The sequence below is a fragment of the Planctobacterium sp. AWH2_060 genome (assembly GCF_056158425.1).
Window position 1 is genome coordinate 562,596 of sequence record NZ_JBSWTG010000001.1, and the last position, 23,692, is coordinate 586,287.

A 23,692-nucleotide genomic window follows, 5' to 3' on the forward strand; every position below is an offset into this window, starting at 1 on the left:
GATTAAACATTAAATCTAAAGTGGATCACGTCACCGTCTTTAACCAGGTAGTCCTTACCTTCAAGACGCCATTTTCCGGCTTCTTTCGCGCCAGACTCACCATTGCAGGCAACGTAATCGTCGTAGCCAATAACTTCAGCACGGATAAAACCTTTTTCAAAATCCGTGTGAATTTTTCCGGCTGCCTGTGGTGCAGTTGCACCTTCAGGGTAAGTCCAGGCACGCACTTCTTTTACACCGGCGGTGAAATAGGTTTGCAGGGTTAACAGGCTATATCCACCACGAATTACGCGGTTAAGGCCTGGTTCTTCCAATCCCATTTCTTCCATGAATTCAGTTTTTTCTTCATCGTCCAGTTCAGCGATTTCAGATTCGATAGCAGCACAAACAGGAACCACTACCGCGTTTTCTTGTTCTGCAATTTCGCGTACTTTGTCCAGATACGGATTATTTTCAAAACCGTCTTCATTGACATTGGCAATGTACATGGTTGGCTTAAGCGTAAGGTAATTCATGTAGCTGATCGCAGCGGCTTCTTCTTTACTCAGAGAAAGTGAACGCAGTGCTTTACCTTCATCCAGATGAGGCTTTACCTTTTCCAGTACAGTCATTTCGAATTTGGCATCTTTGTCACCGCCTTTGGCACGCTTACCGACGCGAATTATGGCTTTTTCGGTGGTTTCCAAATCTGCCAGAGCCAGCTCGGTATTGATAACTTCGATATCATCTTGAGGGCTGACTTTACCGGATACGTGAACTATGTTGTCGTTTTCAAAGCAACGTACAACGTGACCAATGGCATCGGTTTCACGGATGTTGGCCAGGAATTTGTTGCCCAGACCTTCACCTTTAGACGCTCCGGCAACCAATCCGGCAATATCCACGAATTCCATGGTAGTGGCGATCACTTTTTGCGGTTTGACGATTTCTGCCAGTTTGTCCAAACGCAGATCCGGTACAGGTACAACACCGGTGTTTGGTTCGATTGTACAAAACGGAAAGTTCGCCGCTTCGATACCCGCTTTGGTAAGTGCATTAAACAGAGTTGATTTACCTACATTCGGTAGGCCAACGATGCCACATTTAAAACCCATTGTTTTTCCTTTATAAGCAGAGTTAGCCTTTAAATGAATGCAAGCGATTCATTGCGGCTTTAATATCTTGTTTAAACAGTATATCGATACAGCGCAACGCTTCGTCTATTGCTGCATCCATTTTATTTTGATCTTCCGCTGAAGCTTTGCCCAATACGTGACCGGTTACACGATCGCGTGAGCCTGGGTGTCCGATCCCAACGCGCAAGCGCAGGAATTCTTTATTATTGCCAAGTGCTTTGACAATATCGCGAATACCGTTTTGGCTGGAACTACCACCGACTTTGAATTTGACGATACCTGGTTCGAGATCCAGCTCGTCAAAAGCCACTAACAGATTTTCTGGTTGTAATTTGTAGAACTGCATTACCGCACCGACGGATTGACCGCTTTTATTCATATAAGTGGTGGGGATAAGCAAGCGAACATCCTGACCGGCTATAATGCCTCGACCGGTTAGACCAAAAAATTTGTTATCAGCTTTAAGGGGAATGTTTGATTGTCGAGCCAGTTGTTCTACTACCCAACTGCCCGCATTATGGCGTGTGTTTTGATATTCGGGGCCCGGATTTCCCAGGCCCACGATAAGACGAATATCTGACAAGCAGATTATTCCTCTGTAGTCTCTTCTTCTGCTTCTTCAGCAGCACCGCCTTTAGCAGCCTTGATAGTTACAACTGCAACATCATGGCCTTCACCTTTAGCAAGCTCAACTGAAGTAACACCTTCTGGCAATTTAAGATCAGAAAGGTGAACAGTTTGACCTAACGCAACATCCATCAGATCAACTTCGATGAACTCTGGCAAGTTAGCAGGCAAACAGCTGATTTCGATGTCAGCAATATGGTGCTCAGCGTGACCGCCGTCAGTTTTGATCGCAGGTGCAGCTTCTTCATTCACGAAGTGCAAAGGAACGTTTGTAGTTAAAGCGTGAGATGCATCTACACGTAAAAAGTCTAAGTGCATGATCTTAGGCTTGTATGGGTGACGTTGCATGTCTTTAACCAAAGCTTCAACTTTCTCGCCACCGATGTTCAGTGTTAAAACGTGAGAATAAAAAGCTTCAAACTCTTGCGCCTGGAAAACTTTGTTATGAGCTAAAGTTAATGAAACCGGCTCTTTGTCGGCACCGTACAGGATCGCAGGAACTTTATCAGCGTGACGAAGGCGGCGGCTCGCACCTTTCCCTAAGTCAGTTCTGACTTCTGCATCCAGATTAAAAATTGCTTCTGGCATAAATTACTCCAATAAATCTTAAAATTACGAAAACTTCGCGACCAAAATTTTCGTCGAACGCACCTTACTGCGGAATTACAGCCGTGCTCACCCTCAAAAAAGGGCGGCGAATTCTAACATTAGCAAAGGGGTAGCACAATCAATAGTTTGATATTTATGGAGATTAATGTATGGGGCGGGGAAGAGTGGTCTGTAGCAGACCACTCATGTACCCAAATCACCTCAAGATGCTAGCTCTGAAACAGTATCTTGAGGTGATTTGGGTATAGCAATATTATTAATGCTCGAACATTGCCGAGATAGATTCTTCGTTGCTCAGACGACGAATGGCTTCGGCTAACATTTTAGACAAGCCAAGTTGTTTAACTTTGCTGACTTTTTGCATGGCCGGAGATAACGGAATACTGTCAGTGATAACGATTTCGTCAATCACTGAGTTTTCCAGGTTGCTGGCGGCATTGCCGGAGAAAATAGCGTGGGTGGCATAAGCGTATACGCGATTTGCGCCATGGGCCTTTAATGCATCTGCAGCTTTTGCCAGAGTGCCGCCGGTATCAATCATGTCATCTACGATAATACAATCACGGCCTTCTACTTCACCGATAATGTGCATTACCTGGGCTACGTTGGCTTTCGGACGACGCTTATCGATAATAGCCAGGTCGATATCATTCATTAGCTTGGCAACAGCACGTGCTCTTACTACACCGCCAATATCAGGAGAAACTACAACCGGGTTGTTAAAGTCGCGCTTGCGCATATCTTCTAACAGGATTGGCGTACCAAAAGCATTGTCTACCGGTACGTCGAAAAAGCCCTGTATTTGCTCAGCGTGTAAATCAATGGTTAGTACGCGATCGACACCGACGTTAGAAAGGAAGTCAGCAACTACTTTTGCGGTAATTGGCACACGAGCAGAGCGAACACGACGGTCTTGACGGGCATAACCGAAGTAGGGAATTACCGCGGTGATTCTGCCAGAAGAAGCACGGCGAAGCGCGTCTACCATAACAATCAATTCCATCAGATTATCGTTGCAAGGCGCGCAAGTGGATTGAATGATGAAAACATCCGCTCCCCTGACGTTCTCATGAATTTCGACACTGATTTCACCATCGCTGAATCGGCCAACGCTGGCGTGACCTAATTTAGTATATAGTCTGTCAGCGACTTTTTGAGCCAGGTCAGGCGTCGCGTTACCGGCAAAAAGCTTCATATCGGGCACTACGTTTTTCCTCAGAAAAGTAGGTGGAGCTTGCTGATCTAAAATAGGGGAGAAATAGTAAAAGCTAATGTCCCGACCCTGAAAGCAACAACTCCGTTAATGTAATTGTGTTATGGTCGGGTAAGCGTGAATTTTCGCCAGATAATCATGGTAAAAACCTGCTGCCAACTCGGTTTTAAAATTCGGGAAGTTCCTGACTTAGCCGCTGAAGTAAAGGCGATTCGACACAGCCTTGAGCGACAAAACCTGAGCAATATTCAGGTAAATCATGCAGAGCCTTTTGGGCATCTTTAGGGTGAGTAAATACACCGAAAATGCTGGCTCCTGTCCCCGTCATTCTTGACGGCGCGTATTGTAACAACCACTGTAACGTTTTTGCAATAACTGGATGCTTTTTACAAACCAGCGCCTGGCAATCATTGCGGGTGTCTTCAAATCGGTAGCTATTAATGTCGATCAGCGCGCTATCTCTGGGTAATTCCGGATCAGTAAAAATTTCGCCAGTAGAAACATGTACACTAGGGTTTACTACCAGAAAGGTTTGCTGCGTTTCTGGTGCTGCCTGAAACTGCTCTCCAACTCCGGTGGCAAACGTGGTTTTGCCGTTCACGAAAACCGGCACATCTGCGCCTAGCGCCAACCCCAGTTGCTGCAATTGCTGGGAGTTAAGCCTGCATTGCCACAAGTGATTTAGGGCCACTAATGTCGTCGCAGCATTGGAGGAACCTCCTCCTATACCACCACCCATTGGTAGAATTTTGTCGACTTCTATTGTGCAGCCCTGTGAAACTTTGCTATGTGTCTGCAGTAGCTTGGCGGCTTTTACGATCAGGTTTTGCTCCTGTGGCACTCCGGGGAAGTCACTGAGTAGTTTAATCTCAGGACTATCTGTGATGTTAAAATGTAGCTCATCACCGACGTCTAACATCTGAAACAATGATTGTAATTCGTGATAACCGTCTGCTCGACGTCCGGTTATGTGTAAAAATAGGTTTAGTTTTGCCGGGCTGGGCCAACGTCTGGAAGTCACCATAAATTCGTTCTTAACCTTCAAAGTTCCAATCAGTAATACGGATCTTTAATTGCAGTTTGTTTTTGCTGAGTAATATGTTGTGCGGCAATGCAGTGCCAGAGAATACTTTGTAGTTTTGATATTTAACGCGCCAGCCATTTGGGCTGGTAAAAGACCACAACCTGCCATTGTCGTCTCGTTGCTGGCTTTTAACGGCTGAACCGTCAGGGTTGAGACGACCCGAAACCCAATATTTTAAATCTTCAACCGGGATAATCCATCCAGTGTTTTGGTAGATTAGTCTCTCCGCGTTGGTGTCGGTAAAAGTGTTGTCATCCGCCTCCAGCAATACTCGCTCCCCGCTTTTTTGCATAGTTAACAGAGTACCGCCTATCAATTTCGACAATCTAAGCAAATAATCCTGATTATTTTGTTGCCAGGTCATTGAGGCACTGAACTTTTCTTCCGGGGATTTAAAAGCAATTCTGCCATCTATGGTCCAGCGCAGTGGAAACTTACCTGCTACAGAGGCATCCTGATAACTGATTTGTGGTTTTGTGGCACAGCCAGAAAGTATCAATATTGATATAAATATCAGAAGTTTGCGCAATCTTATTCTCGGGTATTACAACATCAAAGACACGAGTCGATGTTGTTTTAAATCAGATGCAAAAGGTTAACGTAAATCGGACAACAGATACCACTTTAATTTTGTTAATCAGTATTTTTAATAAAGCTAATTAACTATTAAGTGTTGAGGTCGGGCTGTGAGTACTTTTAAATATCGGTGGATTTGCGTAAAATGTCGCGCCTTTTGAGTTGCTAATGGCTAAGCGACTTGGGCATAAACTAACATACCAGAGAACAACCGGGATTCGATGTCGCTACTCACTATTGGCGTTAACCATGATACCGCTCCAGTAGAAATTCGGGAGAAGGTCGCCTTTTCACCAGAATTGTTGCTGGAGGCTTTGACGGAATTAAACGCCTGGCAGCAAGTGAACGAAAGCGTGATCCTCTCTACCTGCAATCGCACTGAGCTCTATATAGATGTAGATGATGTAACCTCGGATGCCTTGATCGCATGGTTAGCTGAGTTCCATCGGTTGCCGCTCAAAGAATTACGAGAAATGACCTATTGCCACAAAGGTACTGAGGCAGTTGCGCATCTGATGGCGGTAGCCAGTGGTTTAGACTCCCTGATCCTGGGAGAGCCACAAATTTTAGGGCAATTAAAACAAGCCTATACCAGTGCCAGGCATGTAGGCACTGTAAATAGTGGCTTTGAGCGATTGTTTCAAACCGCCTTTGCCGCAGCTAAGCGGGTGCGTACCGAAACTGAGATCGGCGAAAATGCGGTATCAGTGGCTTTTGCCGCTGTGCAATTAGCCAGACACATATTTACCGATGTTACTAAAAGCAAGGTGTTGTTAATTGGTGCCGGAGAAACTATTGAGCTAGTGGCCAGACATTTAGCCGACCAGGGGGTTAAAGACATGGTCGTGGCGAATCGAACCTTGTCTCGCGGAGAAGAATTAGCCCGCCAGTTTGGTGCTTCTACCATAACCCTGTCGCAATTACATACGCGTTTGGCTGAGGCTGATATTGTGATCAGCTCCACCGCCAGTCAATTGCCGTTAGTAGGTAAGGGGATGGTGGAATCGGCGTTAAAGCACCGGCGTTACAAGCCAATGTTACTGATTGACCTGGCAGTGCCCCGTGATATTGAAGAAGAGTGTAACGAATTAGATGGCGCTTATTTGTATACCGTCGACGACTTGCAAACTATTGTTGCTCAAAATGTAGCTTCTCGACAAAAGGCCGCCGATGAAGCAAAAAGCATGATTGCTGAAGAGGTAAACAAATGGGTTTCGTGGCAAAATCGTCAACAGCACAGTGATTTAATTCGACAATTGCGTCTTAAACACGAAAACGAGAAACAAAAATTACTACAACGGGCTAAGAACCTGTTAAGTGAAGGGGCCGAACCTGACACAGTGCTTACTGAGCTGGCTAATAAGCTAACCAATGCCCTGAGCCATGCGCCTACGCAAGCAATAAAGCAGGCCGCAGAAGAGCAAGATATGACACTGTTAAATAAGTTGTCAGAAGTTTATAAACTTGAACCGAATAAAGTAGAAGAGAATTAACTGTAAATGAAAGCATCTGTTGTTACTAAATTAGAAACGCTGATAGAGCGTTTTGAAGAAATTCAGGTGATGCTGAGCGCACCCGAAATTATCGCCGATCAGAATAAATTCCGGGCGCTGTCAAAGGAGTATTCGCAATTAGAAGAACTGGTTAAGTGCTTTAAGTCCTGGCAGCAGGCGGAAGAAGATTTAGCGACAGCACAAGAGATGTTGCAGGAAAACGATCCTGAATTGCAGGAAATGGCTCAGGAAGAATACAAACTGGCCAAAGACAACATTGCCCAGTTAGAGCAAGAACTACAAATTCAGCTGCTACCGAAAGATCCCAATGACGACATGAGTTGCTTTTTGGAAATCCGTGCCGGTGCCGGCGGTGATGAGGCCGCGATCTTTGCGGGTGATTTATTCCGTATGTACAGCCGTTATGCAGAAAAACAAGGATGGCGCATTGAAACCATCAGCGCCAATGAAGGTGAGCATGGTGGCTACAAGGAGATCATCGCTAACCTGGTAGGTGATGGCGCATACGGTACTATGAAGTTTGAATCCGGTGGTCACCGGGTACAACGGGTGCCAGAAACCGAATCTCAGGGGCGTATTCATACTTCAGCCTGTACTGTTGCGGTGCTACCAGAAATTCCTGAATCTGAAGCAATTGAAATTAATTCTGCTGATTTGCGGGTGGATACCTTCCGTGCCAGTGGCGCCGGTGGGCAGCACGTAAACAAGACGGATTCTGCAATTCGTATCACCCACATACCTACAGGCCTGGTAGTGGAGTGTCAGGACGAGCGTTCACAGCATAAAAACCGTGCTAAGGCGATGTCAGTGTTACAGGCGCGTCTGAATCAAATTGAAGAAGAAAAACGCGCAGCGGAAGAAGCCAGCACTCGTCGTAGCCTGGTGGGAAGTGGCGACCGCTCAGAGCGAATTCGCACCTATAACTTTCCGCAAGGGCGTTTAACCGATCACCGTATCAATCTTACTTTATATAAACTGGAAGATGTGATTGAAGGTGATTTGGATGCGGTATTGGAGCCCATCAAACAGGAGCATCAGGCTGACCTGTTGGCATCCTTGTCTGATGACGTATAACGCCGCAAATTTGTGGAGAACCTCACCATTCAACAAGCGCTTGATGCAGGGATTCAGGCGCTTAAAGTCCACTCAGACAGTGCTAAAACAGATGCAGAAACTATGCTCTGTGAAGTCTTGCAGTGCAACCGCACCAAGCTGATTGTCGATGCAAATTATATATTAACCTCTGAACAAGCCTATCTTTGGCAGGATTATCTGCAGCAACGAATTCAAGGGCGTCCTGTGTCTTACATTATCGGGCATCAGGGCTTTTGGAGTTTATCGCTGGACGTCAATGAATCTACCCTGATACCGCGCCCGGAAACAGAGTTGCTGGTAGAGTTAGTGTTGGATTTGCCAATGCCTACCGAGAGTCGATGCCTGGATTTAGGCACCGGCACCGGGGCTATAGCATTGGCAATTGCCAGCGAACGCAAAACCTGGCAAGTGGTGGGGTGTGACCGCATACCTGAAGCGGTGCAACTGGCCGCCCAGAATCAACAGAAAAACCATATCGAAAATGCTCGCTTTTTATTGAGCCACTGGTTCTGTGAAATGGCCGGTGAATCTTTCGATGTGATAGTCACAAACCCGCCTTATGTCGAATCAGACAGTGAATATTTAACTCAGGGGGATTTGCGCTATGAACCTGTCAGTGCCCTGACGTCAGGCTCTGATGGCCTGGATGACATCCGACAGATTATTCCTCAGGCAAGGCAACATCTGAGCGTCGATGGCTGGTTGTTGATTGAACATGGCTTTTTGCAGGCCGAGGCAATCAGACAATTATTCGCTGAGGCCGGATACCAACAAATTCAAACCTGTAAAGATTATGCCGGTCACGACAGAGTGACATTCGCTCAATTCAAGTTGCATAACCCTGTATAAAAGACTAGTTTAAAAGGTGTAAATTTAGTTATTGTCGTTATTGAGGGAAACTGGATGTCTGACGATTTTCTTTTCGCTGATGATTCTGAAGAAGAAGAGATTGAAGAGCGAGGCTCATGGAAGATTTTGGTGGTGGATGATGAACCTGAAGTTCATGCCGTCACTAAACTGGCATTAAGCGATTTTGTATTTCAAGAAAAAGACCTGGAGTTCATTAGTGCTCACAGTGGTGAAGAAGCCAAAAAAGTGTTTATGGAACACGATGACATCGCTGTGGTTCTGCTGGACGTAGTCATGGAAACTGACGACGCGGGTCTTAAAGTGGCAGAGTTTATTCGCAACGAAGCCAATAATCACTTTACTCGTATTATTCTCAGAACCGGACAACCAGGTCAGGCTCCGGAAAAGCACGTCATCGTCAATTACGATATCAACGATTATAAGTCTAAAACCGAACTTACCGCGCAGAAGTTGTTCACCGTCATCATTGCCACCTTGCGCTCTTATCGGGATATTATTTCCATCGAAGAAAGTCGTAAAGGCCTGGAAAAAATTATCTCTGCGTCTGCTGATTTATTTAGTATTCATTCTTTAGAGAACTTTATTGACGGTATTATTCAGCAACTGAGTTCATTATTAGGCGGTACCACCGATGCGGCTTATATCACCAATGCCCTGGCTTCCACCAAAGGGGGCAGCAGCAGCGAATTAAGTGGTTTTGTGGTGTTTTCTGGTATGAAGGATTGTGACGCCGAAGTAGAAAAAGCCGTACGTCCTCTGGAAGAGGTGGTCGAGGGTGAAATACTCAATGCCTGTAAAAAGGCGTTGCGGGAAAAAGACGTAGTCTATGCTGATGACTATGTGGTTGCCTATTGTCAGAGTAATTCAGAGCCCGGCTCATTGCTGTATCTGTCTGGTATCCCCCGTAAACTCAATTCAAACGACAAACACCTGATCGAAATATTTGCCAGCCATGTTCAGGTGGCTTTCGAAAATGTACTACTCACCAAAGACATCGAGGATACCCAAAAAGAAATCTTGCAAAAAGTGGGGCAAGCTATCGAGTGCCAATTAAGTGGTGGACGGCACATTGAACGTATGACCGTATTATGTGAGTTATTGGCCAGAGAGTATGGGTTATCCGAAGACGAAATAGGTATTCTGAAACTAGCTGTACCTTTACACGATGTAGGTAAATTCCGTGTACCAGTGGAAATATTAACTAAGCCGGGGCCACTTTCTATCGAAGAAATTGAGCTTGTTAAGAAGCACGCCAATGATGGCTATGAATTACTCAGAGACAGCGATAAACCCATCATTAAAACGGCTGCCTTATTGGCCAGAGAGCATCATGAGCGTTGGGATGGTAGTGGTTACCCTAGAGGTATCAAAGGCAAAGAGATCAATCTGTTCTCGCGCATTGCTGCCATTGCTGATGTTTATGACGCACTGCGAGGAACTCGCTGTTACAAAGAACCCTGGACCGTTGAAAAGGTGGTGGAAAAGTTCCAGCAAGAGCGGGGTAAGCACTTTGACCCTAGCCTGGTTGATACCTTGTTAGATAATATAAACAAGTTTGAAGCAATCATTTTTGCCTATCCTGATAAACCCGAATCGTCTCAACAGTCGTAGTAATATCAGAAGTCGAGAATCGTAATAATAATAAAAATAGGAGTTTTCTGTGTATTTGATGGTTAAGCACATCCATATGACGGCGATTGCCGTGAGTTTCTTACTGTTAGTTCTACGCTTTTTTTGGGTTATGTCCAATAGCGGAATGATGTCCAAAAAATGGGTTAAGGTAGTACCCCATGTGGTTGATACCGTACTGTTGGCCAGTGCCATAACCTTATGCGTAATCCTTTCACAATACCCGCTTTATCAAGGTTGGTTGACTGAAAAAGTCATTGGCCTGATCGCATATATCATATTGGGTTTATTTGCGCTTAAGCTCGGCAAAAACAAGATGATTAAAAGCGTCGCCTTTGTCGGCGCTGTAGCGGTATTTGCAATGATTGGCAAAATCGCTGTGACCAAACAACCTTTCATTTTCTGATAAAGGATTTTCCTGCCAGTCCGATAACATCCATAAGTGTGATGTATAAAAGGACAAGTACCGTGATAGAGCTGAAACATGCGATACAGCAGCATAATTTATTTAAATCTGCGCTGCTGATATCGCGTTGTTATAAGAATGATCTGGATATTGCGCAATCCATTTCTCAAATGGAGCAGCTTATCAATCAGGCCGCAAAATTTGTGGGAGAGATAGACGACAAGTTTGCTGCCTTTGAGCGCCTCAGAACTTTCTTTTATCAGCAACTTGCTTTTAGTGGAGACAGTAAAAACTACTTCGCTGCTCGCTATAATTTGTTGGATGAAGTTTTACAATATCGCACCGGCATTCCCGTTACTCTGGCGATTGTATTTTCCCAGTTGGGGAATGCACTGGGTTTGAAAATGCAGGGGGTTAATTTCCCGGGCCATTTTCTGGTGAGATTTCAGGTATCTGACTCTAAAATTTTGTTCATCGATCCGCTTAACGGCGAATGCCTGAATTGGCAGCAGTTGGAAAAGAATTATTTCAGTGTACTCGGTGAGCAGGCTGAAAAAGAAATGCCATTGGAAGTATTAGAGCCTACTGGCTGTGAAGAAACCATCATGCGTTTATTGCAAAACCTAAAGGCTTCCTTTATCAATGAGCAGAAATATCACAATGCCTTATCTACGATTGATTTGTTGCTGAGCTTGTGCCCGGATGACCCGTTTGAAATACGCGACCGGGGTTTTTTATTGCATCAGCTGGACTGCCCTAAAGTGGCCGCTGCGGATTATGAGTATTTTGTGCAACGCTGTCCCAAAGATCCGTCCACTGAATTGTTGCGGAGTCAGATCCAGAAGCTGCGTGAGAAAATAGTCACTCATCATTAAATAAATCCTCTTAACTCAATAACTCTCTGCGATAGCGGCTGAATGTGAGGCTAAAATAAGGTATTTTAGCCTCTGAACTATTCAGTTTCCTATCCGGAGAATAAATGAACAATCTGCATACGATTTCTGTTTCAGGTATCGAAGTTAATAATAGTCATCCCTTCGTTTTGTTTGGTGGCATGAATGTACTTGAATCACGTGATTTGGCTCTCACCATTGCAGAGCGCTATAAAGAAGTAACCACTAAACTCAATATCCCATACGTTTTCAAAGCCTCATTTGATAAGGCTAATCGCTCATCCGTGCATTCTTTTCGCGGGCCAGGCATGGAAGAAGGTTTAAAGATCTTTGAAGAGATTAAAAAGCAGTTTGATGTGCCCATTATTACCGATGTTCATGAGCCGCATCAGGCACAACCGGTTGCCGATGTAGCAGATGTGATCCAGCTACCGGCTTTTTTAGCCAGACAGACGGATTTAGTGGTAGCAATGGCAAAGACCAATGCGGTGATTAATGTTAAAAAGCCGCAGTTTTTAGCGCCACATGAGATGCGACACATTATCAATAAATTCCAGGAAGCGGGGAATGATAAAATCATCCTGTGTGAACGCGGCTCTTGCTTTGGTTACAACAACCTGGTGGTGGACATGTTAGGCATGGATGACATGAAAGCCATGGCTCCAGTAATATTTGATGCAACTCACGCTTTGCAGCGTCCGGGTGGGCGCAGTGACTCTGCTGATGGTCGTAGAGCTCAGGCAGCTCAATTGGCACGCTCAGGCATGGCTTTAGGGCTTGCTGGTTTGTTTATCGAGTCTCATCCGGATCCGGAAAATGCTAAGTGTGATGGTCCTTGTGCGTTGCCGCTGGAAAAACTTGAACCTTATTTATTACAGATGAAACAGCTTGATGAGTTAGTGAAGGGGTTTGAGCCTTTAATTACGGCTTAATTGAGAAGTGTGATTGGTTGAGGCAATCAGTTGCTCCTGCGAGTAGCAGGAGCAATGAGTGTCCAATAAACGAAAGCTTTAGGCAAATAGCCTTATATTCGTAAACTCTTAGCGCTTATTCAGCGACGATTTGAGTAGTAATGCTTTGCGTTTCTTCGTTGTATCTGGCCAGAGCCAAAAATTGCTCTACGTTTTGTTTGAAGGTCATTTCTTCCAGTTGTAATTTAGCAACGCTTGCAACTGTTGGCGCGTTGATATCAGAAACAGCTAACTGGATGCTATCAGCGATCTCAGTTTGAATTTCTGCAGTTTCGATAGTAACGTCGTTAGCCATTACATTTGCAGAAAAGATAAAAGTAGATAGACAGATTGTAATTAATTTTTTAAAGTTTTTCATTGAATTCACCTAAAGTTAAAATAATGTAAAAAAGACACTTTGTTTATCAGTTTTGTTTACTTGTACTTTACAAATGCCTTGTAAAATAAAGCTTTTTAGCTGATGTGTGTACTATAGTGGTTTTTTTGACTAACTAAAAACGAGAAAAAATATGTCAAGTGCATTAGAAAAACTAATGCGAATGGTGATTTTGGAGGCTTTCGCTCTAAATTTTGCTTGCAATATCTGATTTGTGAATTTTTTATGAATGAAACCGGCCGATTATGAACGAAAGATTACCACCATTAAACGCTTTAAAAGCATTTGAAGCTGCCGCCAGACATTTGAGCTTTACCAGGGCATCTGAGGAGCTGTTTGTAACTCAGGCAGCGGTGAGTCATCAGATTAAAGCGCTGGAAGAATTTCTGGGTATGAAGCTTTTTATCCGTAAGAACCGCACGTTATTGCTAACGGAGATCGGGCAAAGCTACTACCTTGATATCAAGGAAGTGTTTGCCTCTTTGCACGAAGCGACAAAGCGATTACACGCTATGGGGGCCAAAGGTTCCATTACTGTGGCTTTGCCTCCCAGCTTTGCGGTGCAATGGCTGGTGCCCAAGCTTTCCGACTTCTCTTCTAAAAACCCTGACATTGATGTTCGTATCAAGGCCGTTGATTCTGACGATGGCTTTTTAACCGATGATGTGGATTTAGCAATTTATTATGGTAAGGGACGCTGGAGTGGCTTACAGGCAGATAAACTGTATGCGGAATACCTGACCCCGGTTTGTTCCCCTTTGTTATTTCAGGGGGACAAGCCCCTGGATAAACTGGACGATCTCAAACACCATCAACTCTTGCACGATACCTCCAGAGAGTTTTGGAAGCAGTGGATTCGGCATTTCAATATCTTAGGTGTGAATGTGAATCAGGGACCGATATTCAGTCATACCATGTTGATATTACAGGCAGCAGCACTGGGACAAGGTATTGCATTGGTGGATAGTGCTTTGGCGCGTCCAGAGATAGCCTTGGGGCGCTTAATCTGTCCGTTTGAAGAGCGGGTGGTAACGCAAAAGGCTTATTATTTAGTGTGTCGGCAATCTCATGCCGAATTAGGGAAAATCCAGGCCTTTAAGGACTGGTTATTGGAGCAGGTGAGCGAGGATTAATGACTGACTATTTTGCACAACTGATTTTTGCTCATGGTGCCGGGCAGGGGATGGAAAGTGATTTCATGCAGCGCTGTAAGCTGTTGTTTGAAGAGCAAGGGGTGCAATGCACGCTGTTTGACTTTGATTACATGGCAAATATGAAGCAATCCGGTAAACGCCGCCCACCAGAACGATTACCTGCGTTAATAGCACAGTTTCAGGCTCAAATGCCCACGCAAAGCCAACTACCGACAATCATCGGGGGTAAATCAATGGGAAGCAGAGTGGCCACTCATATTTTGCAAGATAGTGAGGCTCTTGGAGCTATATGCTTTGGTTACCCGTTTCACCCTCCTGGAAAACCGGAGAAAACCAGAACTGAGCATCTGGGCCAAATCAACAAGCCGGTGCTGGTAATGCAGGGAGAACGAGACCCATTTGGCAAACCAGATGAAATTGCAGCTTATACTTTGCCAGCAAACTTCTCTGTGGCTTATGTGCCAAGTGGTGAACACAGTTTTAAAGCCACCAGAAGTAGTGGTATCAGCTGGCAGGATAATATGCAGTTTGCAGTTTCGCAGGCCTGTCAATTTATAAAAAACGTTATAGAAAACAAGTGAGCGTATGAAGTATTTTTTGTTGCTGGGAGCTTTCCTGGCTATGACCTCGGTAATTTTAGGGGCTTTTGCAGCCCATGGCTTAAAAAATAAACTGCCAGATAATCTGCTAAGTGCGTTTAGTACTGGTGTTGAGTATCAATTTTTTCACGCTCTGGCGCTTATTCTGATCGCTGTGCTGGCAAAGCTATTTCCCCATTATTTATGGACCTGGTCAGCTGCTTTATTGTTGGCTGGCATTGTGTGTTTTTCTGGTAGCCTGTACGCCTTATCCTTAACCGGAATTAAATGGTTTGGACCTGTAACTCCACTGGGTGGTGTTCTGTTTATCGCCGGTTGGGCAGTGATGCTGGCTGCAATTAGTAAAGGATATCAGTGATGGCGTCGCAAATATTAGGCTATTGTCGTCCGGGCTTTGAAGCTGACGCCGGATTAGAGTTGCAAACGCGGGCTGCTGAATGCGGCTTTTATGGTTATTTTAAAGCAGAGCGACTAAGCGGATTTTATGTGTTTGAATGCTCGCAAGTACTGCTACCGTTATTTAAAAAGTTGGTGTTACAGGATTTGATTTTTACCCGGCAATGGCTGCATGTTGTGGCCCATTGTGAAGACTTATCACGGGAAGATCGGCTTTCAGGTTTAACCGAGTCATTTGATGGTTTACCTGTCTTTGCCGAAGTGCGTGTTGAACATCCCGATACAGAGCAGGGCAAAGAGTTATCGCGTTTTTGTCGTAAATTTACCGTACCCTTGAGGCAGGCTTTAAAAAAGCGCAAGCTATACCACGAAAGCCAGGGACAAGTTTGTTTGTTCGCTTTTTTTGTTAATAGCACCGAGTGCTATCTGGGCTATACACCAACTAACAATATGAGTGCACTACCGGGCGGCATAATGCGGTTGAAGTTTCCGGCTGAATCTCCCAGTCGTTCGACGCTAAAATTAGATGAAGCTTTTTTAACTTTTGTGCCGGAAAGCGAGCGGGAACAACGTCTCAGTTCGGGGCTTAACGCGGTGGATCTCGGCGCTTGTCCTGGCGGGTGGACATATCAACTGGTACGTCGCGGCATGTTTGTGCAGGCCGTAGATAATGGCTTAATGGCGGATTCATTGATGGAAACTGGCCAGGTTAGCCATTTTCAGGAAGACGGCTTTAAGTTTAAACCACGTAAGAAAAACATACACTGGTTGGTCTGTGACATGATTGAGCAGCCCCAAAAAGTGGCCAGATTAATGGCACAATGGGTAGCAGATGACTGGTGTAAAGAAGCCGTATTTAATTTAAAGCTGCCCATGAAAAAACGCTTTGAGTCGGTGGCAGAGTGTCGACAGATCATCAGTGAGGTACTGGGCGAAAATTATCAATTTGTAGCAAAACACCTTTATCACGACCGCGATGAAATTACCGTGCATCTGAAGAAGCAGGAGAAGTAACATGGACTTCAAACATGTCAAAGCAGTGTTGTTTGATCACGATGGAACGTTGGTGGACTCAGAGTTAGTTCATTACCAAATCTGGTTGCAAACCACCGGACTCAGTCCCACGCTTTTTACTGAAGAGATGAACTCGTTAAACTGTGTTGGTATTCCAGGTGATGAAAACGCCGTGTTTATCATTGAGCAATTTGGACTGGATTGTGAACCCACAGAGTTAATTGAACTAAAGCGCAAAAATACGCAAAGTTATCTAGAGAAGCACTGTTTTCCCGCCATGCCGGGGGCCAACCGGATAATGAAAAACCTCGCCAGAATTGGGGTCCGCATGGCCATTGTTTCAGGTTCCGAGCGTTTCGCGGTGGATCGTTCAGTCGAAGGCAACGACTTTACACAGTACCTGGAACATATTACCACGGGTGAAGAAGTGCCCAGTAACAAACCTGCACCTGATGTGTATTTGCGAGCGCTAGAAAAAATGGCGTTACCTGCCTCGGCCTGTATTGCCATCGAAGATACCGAGCACGGCGTCGCTGCCGCTGTGGCTGCAGGTATTCCTTGTGTCGCCATACCAAACCCTCACTCCCGTGGTCAGGACTTTTCTGCAGCTGACTATCAGTGTCAGAGTTTGTCGGCCTTATATACCCTAATCACCTCAAGATGCTAGCTTTCAGCGTGAGATAAAAAACGTTTAGACAAGTAAAAATGACGTAGGCATGGTTGCTCTCACGTCAAGTCACTTTAATGCAGTATAAACGTTTTTTAGCCACGCCCTTCGGGAGCAACACAGCACTTCCATTACTGTGTTGCATGTGTTTGAAAGGTAGCCGACATTCCTTCTCACATGCGCCTTGTACTGAAAGCGCTGTGATAGCTCTGAAACAGTATCTTGAGGTGATTTGGGTATACACCTATTTTATTGAGAATCGATAGCGTCGTTTGAAGGAGTTAACCGCAATCTTTAACTCCGGCAGCCGATCAGGGTTTGTCTGACTGGAAGGGGCGTACTCATGAAAGATAAAAAGCTTGGTAATGTGCCGGAAGTCTTCAGCACATTGCTCTGAAATATGTTGATGTATGCGGCTCTGAAAGCTATCTGGGCCTTCCTGAGGCAACCGATTCAGGCCATGACGACTGAGTGTTCGCAACGCCTGATTATAGAAATGAAGATGACGGTTTTCTACTTTCGGAAACCAAACCCGATAATTAAATATCAGAAGCAACAAACAAATCAGGGTCAGAGTGGCAAGACTGATGGCAACAATCCTGCCAGTAGTGAGCTTGCCAGCCAGCATTTTAAACAATGCGAACTGGCGTTGCTGATCAAAGCCCAGTACCCAACTGCTCCAGAAAAAATCCACATCTGCCATAAATAACCGCAGGCGATTAAAAATTTCGATGCTTTTTAATTTTGCCAAAGACAAGGGAGAATCTTCAAGAAAGGAGTTTTCGTGGGCAACGGCACTTTCCAGGCCCAGACTAATACGTTCGGGGGACACCAGAGCTGTTGGGTCTTTGCGGATCCAGCCTTGTTGAGGCAGATAAATTTCGACCCAGGCATGAGCATCGTATTGATAGATACTGACATAGTTATTTTCTCTTGCCTCACCTCCTTGATAGCCTCCCACTAATCTGGCTGGGATCCCAGCCAGACGCATTATGTAGGCGTAAGCACTGGCATAATGGGAGCAAAAACCGGCCTGATACTGGAACAGAAATTCATCCACTGGATTTACCAGCATAGTTTGCGGTTTTAATGTATAGGAGAAACCCTGCTGAATAAAATAGCGCTCGACTGCCTGTATAAACGCGCCGTTATTTGGATATTGGACGCGAAGAGCCGCAACCCAGGCCCGGGTTTCCGGATTGTAACGCTGCGGTAGCATCAGGTTTAAATTGGTATCAGTGTAAACGGGAGTGATGTTTAAAGGCATTTCAGTAAATGAGCGTACACTGTATTTGAATTTACTGGTTATTGGCATACGACTCTGTAGCTGGTAATCGTGACTGAACCAGACTTGTTCCGTATCAGAGCGCGGTGTATCCAGTGTGTACAACCAGTTTTGATGACTGGGTTCCATAATTACATCATAGCTGAGACTGGCACCCGTTAAGCGAGGTGTGAAGTTGTAGTTTCCGGTTTCCATCCTTTCTTTTTCCCTAGCGCGATGCTTAGACACCGACCAACTCTTTCCGTCAAATGCTTCGTAAACCAGGGTTCGCCAGTAAAGGTTTTCTTTGTCTGGAATGTCATCGGTAAAAGCCGCCCGAAACACCAAATCGTCAGACATAGACAGTTGCGCAAAATCCCCCGGTGTAATGGTGTCGGAAATACCGGTTTTGCCGCCTTTATTGCCGGGCATTTTCCACAAGGGACCTATTTGCGGCAATATCAAAAATAATAAGATTGCGATGGGCAGGGCCTGAAGCATTAACTTGCCCACGCGTTTGCTTTGTTTGCTCAAACTCACAGAAGGGCTGACGTGAAAGCTCAGGGATAAAAAGATTACAAATAGTTGAACCGCGTATATCAGCGTGAAAAAAATGCCCTGATTAAAGATAAAACCGCAGCCAATAATGAATATCTGTACCAGTGCTAAAATAAGGTAATCCCGAACTTTGCGCATCATCATTAATTTCAGTGCACCTGACATCACCAGCAAGTTCACCATGCTTAACAACAATCCCAGTTGCCAACCTGTGTAGGCCAGCACTAATGCGGATAAAAGTGCCAGCAAATTGATGGTGGAGGTTTTAGGCAGGTGTTTATGCCATTCCAGGTAAAGTGCCACTCTGATCAAAACACTGATCAACACTAACAGGGCAACCCAAAACATGATGGGCTCATACAGGGTGGCGCACAGGCACAGCAAATTAATACTGAGGATAAGGTGAGATTTATTGTTGGTGCGCTTCATCCTCAAGTTTTTCCTGAGTCTGCAAGTTGATACAGCGAGAGTTCGGTAAGGCAGGATTCCAAATGGCCATTACCAGTATCGGGTGGCACTTCAACGTGGCCAAGGCGCAACCCAAAACAAACTTGCCTTTGTGAAAGGTTGATGGCCTGCCAGGTAAGTTTGCTGATTGCCAGTTCCAGGTCATCTCTCAGATAATTTCTCAAATCTAGCCAGACTGCTGCGTGACTGGCATCTGCGAATTGTTTAGTCATCATCTCCTGGCCTTTTGCCACCAACTTCCAGGCAACGCGATTCAGAGACTCCCCAGGTACATAGGTTTTCAGCGAATCAAAGTCAGTATTACCGGTGGCACTGTTGTGCTCTGAACCTTCTTCGTCTTCTGAGGCAATGTTTTCTGTGCGCAGATCTGCGGGAATGGGTTTGGGATACACCAAAATTTGGGCTTTGAATCTCAGGTGAGTCCAGCAGCGAAATAAGCCGATAGGGTAGTAACTTTCAATGGTAATACGAGGCGGCGTGAAATACCCCCGACGTAATGTTTCCACGTTGATGACTACCGGGTTACTGTGTAGTTCCGATTCAACTGTGCACTGAACACTTTGCTGCCATAGCCGGAAATGTAATCGGCCATGGCAGTTCATCACGGCAGTGTTGTTTTTATCGTTTTCTCCTAACCACAAAGGCAAGGCGCACTCACTGCCAGCATAAGCGGGTTTAACTTTGCCAAGCTGAACTTTTAATCTGGCGAAATTGGCATAACTATTAAGCAGGGTAACCAGAAAGATAGCCAACAGAAAATAGGCTAATAGCAGCATCAGGTTATTGCGATAATTGGTGCCCAGAATAAAGAGTAAGCCGCACAATAAGCAAAATGCGATGCCAAACTTTGAGGGGAAGATGAATACGTTACTCATATTCATCTGAAACTTTCGGTCATCCGGAATTCGGTTATTTAACCAACGTTCCAGTCTGCTATTCCACCAGGAGCCTATGTTAAACATGTTTAAGTGCCTCAGGCTGCCAGAGTGTCCACCGATTCCATTAATTTATTTGAGAGATTGTCTGCGGCGCTGGCTGAGCTAAAACCACTGCGCAACCTGTGCTCTGCTACTGAAGGTAGGATTGCCTGTACATCTTCTGGGATCACATAGTCACGGGAAGACAGAAAAGCCCATGCTTTTGCAGCTAACAGAATGGCTTTACTGGCTCGTGGAGAGAGGGGATTTGGAAAATCCTCAGATTCCCGGCTAAAGGTCACCAGACGCAAAATGTAGTCTATCACTGCTGCAGACGTATTGATGCCGGGAATTTGGTTTTGAATTTCCATAAACTGTACAGTATCGATAATGGATTTAGCTGCAACTTCGGAATGGCTGGTTAAGTCCATCAACATCTGGCGCTCGGACTGCCAGTCGGGATAACCCAGTTGGATGCGCATAAAAAAGCGATCCAGTTGAGACTCGGGAAGTGGGTAGGTGCCTGACTGGTGTAGCGGGTTTTGAGTCGCAATGACAAAGAATGGTTTTGGCAATGGCCATGTGGTGCCGTCCACACTGACCTGATGCTCTTCCATGGCTTCCAACAGCGCGCTTTGGGTTTTGGGACTGGCACGGTTAATTTCATCAGCTAATAACATCTGAGAGAACAGCGGACCTTTGTGGAAGGCGAATTCCTTGCTGGCGTTGTCGAATATACTGATCCCTATGATGTCTGCCGGTAATAAATCTGAAGTGAATTGAACACGGCTGAATTCAAGCCCAATGGTATTGGCTATCGCTTGAGATAAGCTGGTTTTTCCCATTCCAGGTAGGTCTTCAATTAATAAATGCCCTCTGGCCAGCAGACAGGTGAGCGCCAGTTTAATTTGGTGCTTTTTTCCGAGCACCACCTGGGATATGGATTCAATAGCTTGTTCTAATTGGGTCTGCATTGCGAAACGAAATTAATTTCTTTGGTTTAACTCTAGTCGAAGCCAGTAACTTATTCCAAACCTAAATTGAAACAAAGCAATAACTATCAATTTGTGAACCATTTCAATTTGTTTTTAGAGATTATTCGAAACAAAAAACTCAAGTAAATAAATGTAACAAATTGAAATTACAAAACAGGTTGAATTGACTCCATAAACAAGCTGTTTATAGAGCGAGATTGATTTAAAAGAAAGAGGGTGAATTATTGAGACTATGAAGTCAGTTTCAGTCCTTTACTAATTGTGTGCCTGGACTGAAACTGATAATGGCTGGAAAGGATTAATTAATACTAAAATCTTCCAGTGATTTACCTTGTTCTAATTGCTCGGCGAATACTAATGGCATTCTGCCTATACCTGTCCAATTGTGCACTTCACCATCTTTATCTGTGAAAGAATATTTAATCGGTCTTTTTTGTCCAACGCGTTTAGAGCTTGGGATGGCATTATTAGAAGCCAAATCTTCGAAAGTGATTCCCGCATCTTGTAATTGCTTCTGAATTTCAGCGATTTTTTCCAGTTTTTCTTTTTCTGCTGCCTTCTTTTCAGATTCTTTTTGTTTTCTGGTTTCAATAATATTTCTGAGTTTAACTACTATTTCTTCCAGTTCGTGAATTGAAAGCTCTTTAACTGCGCCCTGTAACTTACGACCATGAGTTAGTGTTTTGAGAAATTCGTTCATGCTACTTTCCTATTGAAACTTATTTTACTCATTAATATAGATTGAAATTACCATTAACTGAGGTTAACAATCAATCTTAAATGTATAAATTCGTTGCGGTAAATCAATTAAATTGCCGGATGGCGCGAATCAACAGGAAGGGAATAAACTAAAATGTGGGACACAAAGCACAATTTGTGGTTTTGGTAAGTTAAATGCTCTATTTAAATCTAAGAGCAGCCCTGTGGGCCACTCTTATCTTTTACCGGGTTACATATTAGGGTAGTTGGGACCACCTGCACCTTCGGGCACAGTCCAGGTAATATTTTGTTGAGGATCTTTAATATCGCAGGTTTTACAATGCACGCAATTTTGCGCGTTAATTTGAAATTGCTTTTCTCCCGCTTCATTTTCAACTATTTCATAGACACCTGCGGGGCAATATCGCTGAGCAGGTTCATCGAATAGAGGTAAATTAGACTTGAGAGGAATATCTGCGTCTTGCAATTTAAGGTGGCAAGGCTGGTCTTCTTCGTGATTGGTATTAGACAAATACACAGAAGACAATTTGTCGAAGCTCAGTTTTCCATCCGGCTTTGGATAATCAAAAGGTTTGCAATCTTTGGCAGGTTTTAATGTGGCATGATCTGCCGTCTTGTCCTTAATAGTGACCGGAAACTTACCACCCAACCAGTTTTGTTCCAGGGTGTTAAATGCACCGCCAAGGAAGGTGCCGTACTTGTGAATAGCCGAACCGAAGTTACGAGCCTTGCACAATTCCTCATAAAGCCACGAAGACTCGAAGCGCTTGGTCAAATCAGTTAAATCTTTTCCTGCCGATTCTGCATCTTGCTGTAGCGCTGCAAAGATAGTTTCCGCAATTAAAATACCAGACTTCATCGCGGCGTGGTTGCCTTTAATTTTCGAGAAGTTCAGTGTGCCTGCATTACAGCCAGCGAGAAATCCTCCTGGAAAATGCATTTTGGGCAACGAGTTCAGTCCGCCTTTCGCGATCGCTCTGGCGCCATAGCTCACACGCGTGCCACCTTCCAGATATTGTTTAAATACCGGGTGATGTTTCATGCGCTGAAATTCGTCGAAAGGACTAAGGTGTGGATTTTCATAGCTTAAATCCACAATCAACCCCACTAATACCTGATTATTCTCAGCATGATATAAATAGGCGCCACCAGATGTATCGGTAAGTGGCCAACCGGCAGAGTGGACAACCAGGCCTTCCTGATGTTGCTCTGCTGGTATATCCCAGATTTCTTTAAAACCAATGGCGTAATGTTGCGGGGTTTTGCCTTCATCGAGATTGAATTTCTCAATCAGTTGTTTGCCCAAATGGCCGCGACAGCCTTCTGCAAATACCGTGTATTTGGCGCGTAGCTCCATACCAGGCATGTAGGAGTCTTTTTCTTCGCCTTCTGCACTGATCCCCATGTCGCCGGTAACTATACCGGCCACGCTGCCATCTTCGTTATAGAGCACTTCTGAGGCGGCAAAGCCTGGAAAGATTTCCACGCCCAAAGCTTCTGCTTGTTCTGCCAGCCAGCGGCAGACGTTACCCATACTGACAATGTAGTTGCCTTCGTTGTGCATGGTTTTTGGCGTCATAAAGCCGGGAAGTTTGGTACCTGATTTTTCGTTTTTCAGATAATAAATGTGATCTTCTGTCACTTTGGTGTTCAGTGGTGCGCCTTTTTCCGCCCAATCGGGGAATAACTCATCCAGTGCCCGGGTTTCAAATACTGCGCCCGAAAGGATATGGGCACCGACTTCAGAGCCTTTTTCAACCACACAGACCATTAATTCTTGTTGAGCTTCATTGGCCTGTTGCATAAGTTTACAGGCGGTCGATAGCCCGGCAGGCCCGGCGCCGACGATGACAACGTCAAACTCCATCGATTCGCGTTCCATTATTCCTCCTCAGGGTAGTCAGTATCACAGTGTGCAAAATTGTTCTATCAGGAGCACTATAACTGCTGGTCTAAAAATGT

The 23,692-nt window shown here is 44.9% G+C and carries 24 protein-coding genes; 12 read left to right on the plus strand and 12 right to left on the minus strand.

Translation table 11 applies throughout. From position 1 onward, the window contains the following. Positions 1-2 precede the first annotated feature (2 nt). The 6 genes from ychF to lolB form a co-directional block, all read right to left on the minus strand. The gene (gene ychF / locus ACXAD8_RS02405; RefSeq protein WP_475224447.1) at positions 3-1,094 is read right to left on the minus strand and encodes a redox-regulated ATPase YchF; all 1,092 of its coding nucleotides are present in this window, start codon (positions 1,092-1,094) and stop codon (positions 3-5) included. A gap of 22 nt (positions 1,095-1,116) precedes the next feature. Beyond that, a complete protein-coding gene (gene pth / locus ACXAD8_RS02410; RefSeq protein WP_475224449.1) occupies positions 1,117-1,698 on the minus strand; it encodes an aminoacyl-tRNA hydrolase in 582 nt (193 codons plus the stop codon). A gap of 5 nt (positions 1,699-1,703) precedes the next feature. After that, positions 1,704-2,330 carry a 50S ribosomal protein L25/general stress protein Ctc gene (locus tag ACXAD8_RS02415; protein WP_229527571.1) on the minus strand — a complete coding sequence of 209 codons (627 nt, stop codon included), beginning with the start codon at positions 2,328-2,330 and terminating at the stop codon, positions 1,704-1,706. Positions 2,331-2,607: 277 nt separating this feature from the next. After that, entirely contained in the window at positions 2,608-3,555 is a 948-nt protein-coding gene (locus ACXAD8_RS02420) for a ribose-phosphate pyrophosphokinase (protein ID WP_229527570.1), read from the minus strand. Positions 3,556-3,730: 175 nt separating this feature from the next. Further along, entirely contained in the window at positions 3,731-4,588 is an 858-nt protein-coding gene (gene ispE, locus ACXAD8_RS02425; protein ID WP_475224452.1) for a 4-(cytidine 5'-diphospho)-2-C-methyl-D-erythritol kinase, read from the minus strand. Positions 4,589-4,598: 10 nt separating this feature from the next. Beyond that, the gene (gene lolB, locus ACXAD8_RS02430; protein ID WP_475224454.1) at positions 4,599-5,177 is read right to left on the minus strand and encodes a lipoprotein insertase outer membrane protein LolB; all 579 of its coding nucleotides are present in this window, start codon (positions 5,175-5,177) and stop codon (positions 4,599-4,601) included. 268 nt (positions 5,178-5,445) lie between these two features. Between lolB and hemA the strand changes: the two genes are divergently transcribed. The 7 genes from hemA (at position 5,446) to kdsA (ending at position 12,563) form a co-directional block, all read left to right on the plus strand. Beyond that, positions 5,446-6,717, plus strand: coding sequence for a glutamyl-tRNA reductase (gene hemA / locus ACXAD8_RS02435; protein WP_475224456.1), 1,272 nt, complete (start codon positions 5,446-5,448; stop codon positions 6,715-6,717). A 6-nt stretch (positions 6,718-6,723) separates the two neighbouring features. Beyond that, complete coding sequence (gene prfA / locus ACXAD8_RS02440) at positions 6,724-7,812, plus strand: peptide chain release factor 1 (protein WP_475224459.1); 1,089 nt, start codon at positions 6,724-6,726, stop codon at positions 7,810-7,812. A 12-nt stretch (positions 7,813-7,824) separates the two neighbouring features. Continuing rightward, a complete protein-coding gene (gene prmC, locus ACXAD8_RS02445) occupies positions 7,825-8,682 on the plus strand; it encodes a peptide chain release factor N(5)-glutamine methyltransferase (RefSeq protein ID WP_475224461.1) in 858 nt (285 codons plus the stop codon). Between the two features lie 54 nt (positions 8,683-8,736). After that, entirely contained in the window at positions 8,737-10,314 is a 1,578-nt protein-coding gene (locus tag ACXAD8_RS02450; RefSeq protein ID WP_475224464.1) for a DUF3369 domain-containing protein, read from the plus strand. 58 nt (positions 10,315-10,372) lie between these two features. Continuing rightward, positions 10,373-10,738, plus strand: a complete 366-nt coding sequence (locus ACXAD8_RS02455; protein ID WP_475232862.1) for a SirB2 family protein — start codon at positions 10,373-10,375, stop codon at positions 10,736-10,738. A gap of 62 nt (positions 10,739-10,800) precedes the next feature. Further along, positions 10,801-11,613: a SirB1 family protein gene (locus ACXAD8_RS02460; RefSeq protein ID WP_475224466.1), complete on the plus strand. Its 813-nt coding sequence runs from the start codon at positions 10,801-10,803 to the stop codon at positions 11,611-11,613. Positions 11,614-11,717: 104 nt separating this feature from the next. Further along, positions 11,718-12,563, plus strand: a complete 846-nt coding sequence (kdsA, locus tag ACXAD8_RS02465; RefSeq protein WP_475224469.1) for a 3-deoxy-8-phosphooctulonate synthase — start codon at positions 11,718-11,720, stop codon at positions 12,561-12,563. 115 nt (positions 12,564-12,678) lie between these two features. Here the strand turns inward: kdsA and ACXAD8_RS02470 are convergent, their stop codons facing one another. Beyond that, the gene (locus tag ACXAD8_RS02470; RefSeq protein WP_475224472.1) at positions 12,679-12,960 is read right to left on the minus strand and encodes a hypothetical protein; all 282 of its coding nucleotides are present in this window, start codon (positions 12,958-12,960) and stop codon (positions 12,679-12,681) included. Between the two features lie 263 nt (positions 12,961-13,223). Between ACXAD8_RS02470 and ACXAD8_RS02475 the strand changes: the two genes are divergently transcribed. The 5 genes from ACXAD8_RS02475 to ACXAD8_RS02495 are packed head-to-tail and all read left to right on the plus strand — an operon-like array spanning position 13,224 to position 16,808. Next, positions 13,224-14,111, plus strand: coding sequence for a transcriptional regulator GcvA (locus ACXAD8_RS02475; protein ID WP_475224474.1), 888 nt, complete (start codon positions 13,224-13,226; stop codon positions 14,109-14,111). Further along, the gene (locus ACXAD8_RS02480; RefSeq protein WP_475224477.1) at positions 14,111-14,713 is read left to right on the plus strand and encodes an alpha/beta family hydrolase; all 603 of its coding nucleotides are present in this window, start codon (positions 14,111-14,113) and stop codon (positions 14,711-14,713) included. Before ACXAD8_RS02475 ends, ACXAD8_RS02480 begins: the two co-directional genes overlap by 1 nt. A 4-nt stretch (positions 14,714-14,717) precedes the next feature. After that, positions 14,718-15,089, plus strand: coding sequence for a DUF423 domain-containing protein (locus ACXAD8_RS02485; RefSeq protein ID WP_475224480.1), 372 nt, complete (start codon positions 14,718-14,720; stop codon positions 15,087-15,089). Further along, positions 15,089-16,141 (plus strand): 23S rRNA (cytidine(2498)-2'-O)-methyltransferase RlmM, encoded by a 1,053-nt coding sequence (rlmM, locus tag ACXAD8_RS02490; RefSeq protein ID WP_475224482.1) that lies wholly within the window; start codon positions 15,089-15,091, stop codon positions 16,139-16,141. Before ACXAD8_RS02485 ends, rlmM begins: the two co-directional genes overlap by 1 nt. A 1-nt stretch (position 16,142) precedes the next feature. Then, complete coding sequence (locus ACXAD8_RS02495) at positions 16,143-16,808, plus strand: HAD family hydrolase (RefSeq protein WP_475224485.1); 666 nt, start codon at positions 16,143-16,145, stop codon at positions 16,806-16,808. Between the two features lie 244 nt (positions 16,809-17,052). On the opposite strand, the gene ACXAD8_RS02500 is transcribed toward ACXAD8_RS02495, so the two are convergent. The 5 genes from ACXAD8_RS02500 to ACXAD8_RS02520 all read right to left on the minus strand — a co-directional run bounded on the left by ACXAD8_RS02500 (position 17,053) and on the right by ACXAD8_RS02520 (position 23,612). Then, positions 17,053-19,059 carry a transglutaminase TgpA family protein gene (locus ACXAD8_RS02500; protein WP_475224488.1) on the minus strand — a complete coding sequence of 669 codons (2,007 nt, stop codon included), beginning with the start codon at positions 19,057-19,059 and terminating at the stop codon, positions 17,053-17,055. A 2-nt stretch (positions 19,060-19,061) separates the two neighbouring features. Next, positions 19,062-20,060, minus strand: a complete 999-nt coding sequence (locus tag ACXAD8_RS02505) for a DUF58 domain-containing protein (protein ID WP_475224491.1) — start codon at positions 20,058-20,060, stop codon at positions 19,062-19,064. An 11-nt stretch (positions 20,061-20,071) separates the two neighbouring features. Continuing rightward, positions 20,072-20,989 carry an AAA family ATPase gene (locus ACXAD8_RS02510; RefSeq protein WP_475224493.1) on the minus strand — a complete coding sequence of 306 codons (918 nt, stop codon included), beginning with the start codon at positions 20,987-20,989 and terminating at the stop codon, positions 20,072-20,074. A gap of 319 nt (positions 20,990-21,308) precedes the next feature. Then, positions 21,309-21,710, minus strand: coding sequence for an H-NS histone family protein (locus ACXAD8_RS02515; protein ID WP_475224495.1), 402 nt, complete (start codon positions 21,708-21,710; stop codon positions 21,309-21,311). Between the two features lie 249 nt (positions 21,711-21,959). Beyond that, entirely contained in the window at positions 21,960-23,612 is a 1,653-nt protein-coding gene (locus tag ACXAD8_RS02520) for an electron transfer flavoprotein-ubiquinone oxidoreductase (protein WP_475224498.1), read from the minus strand. Between the last annotated feature and the right edge of the window lie 80 nt (positions 23,613-23,692).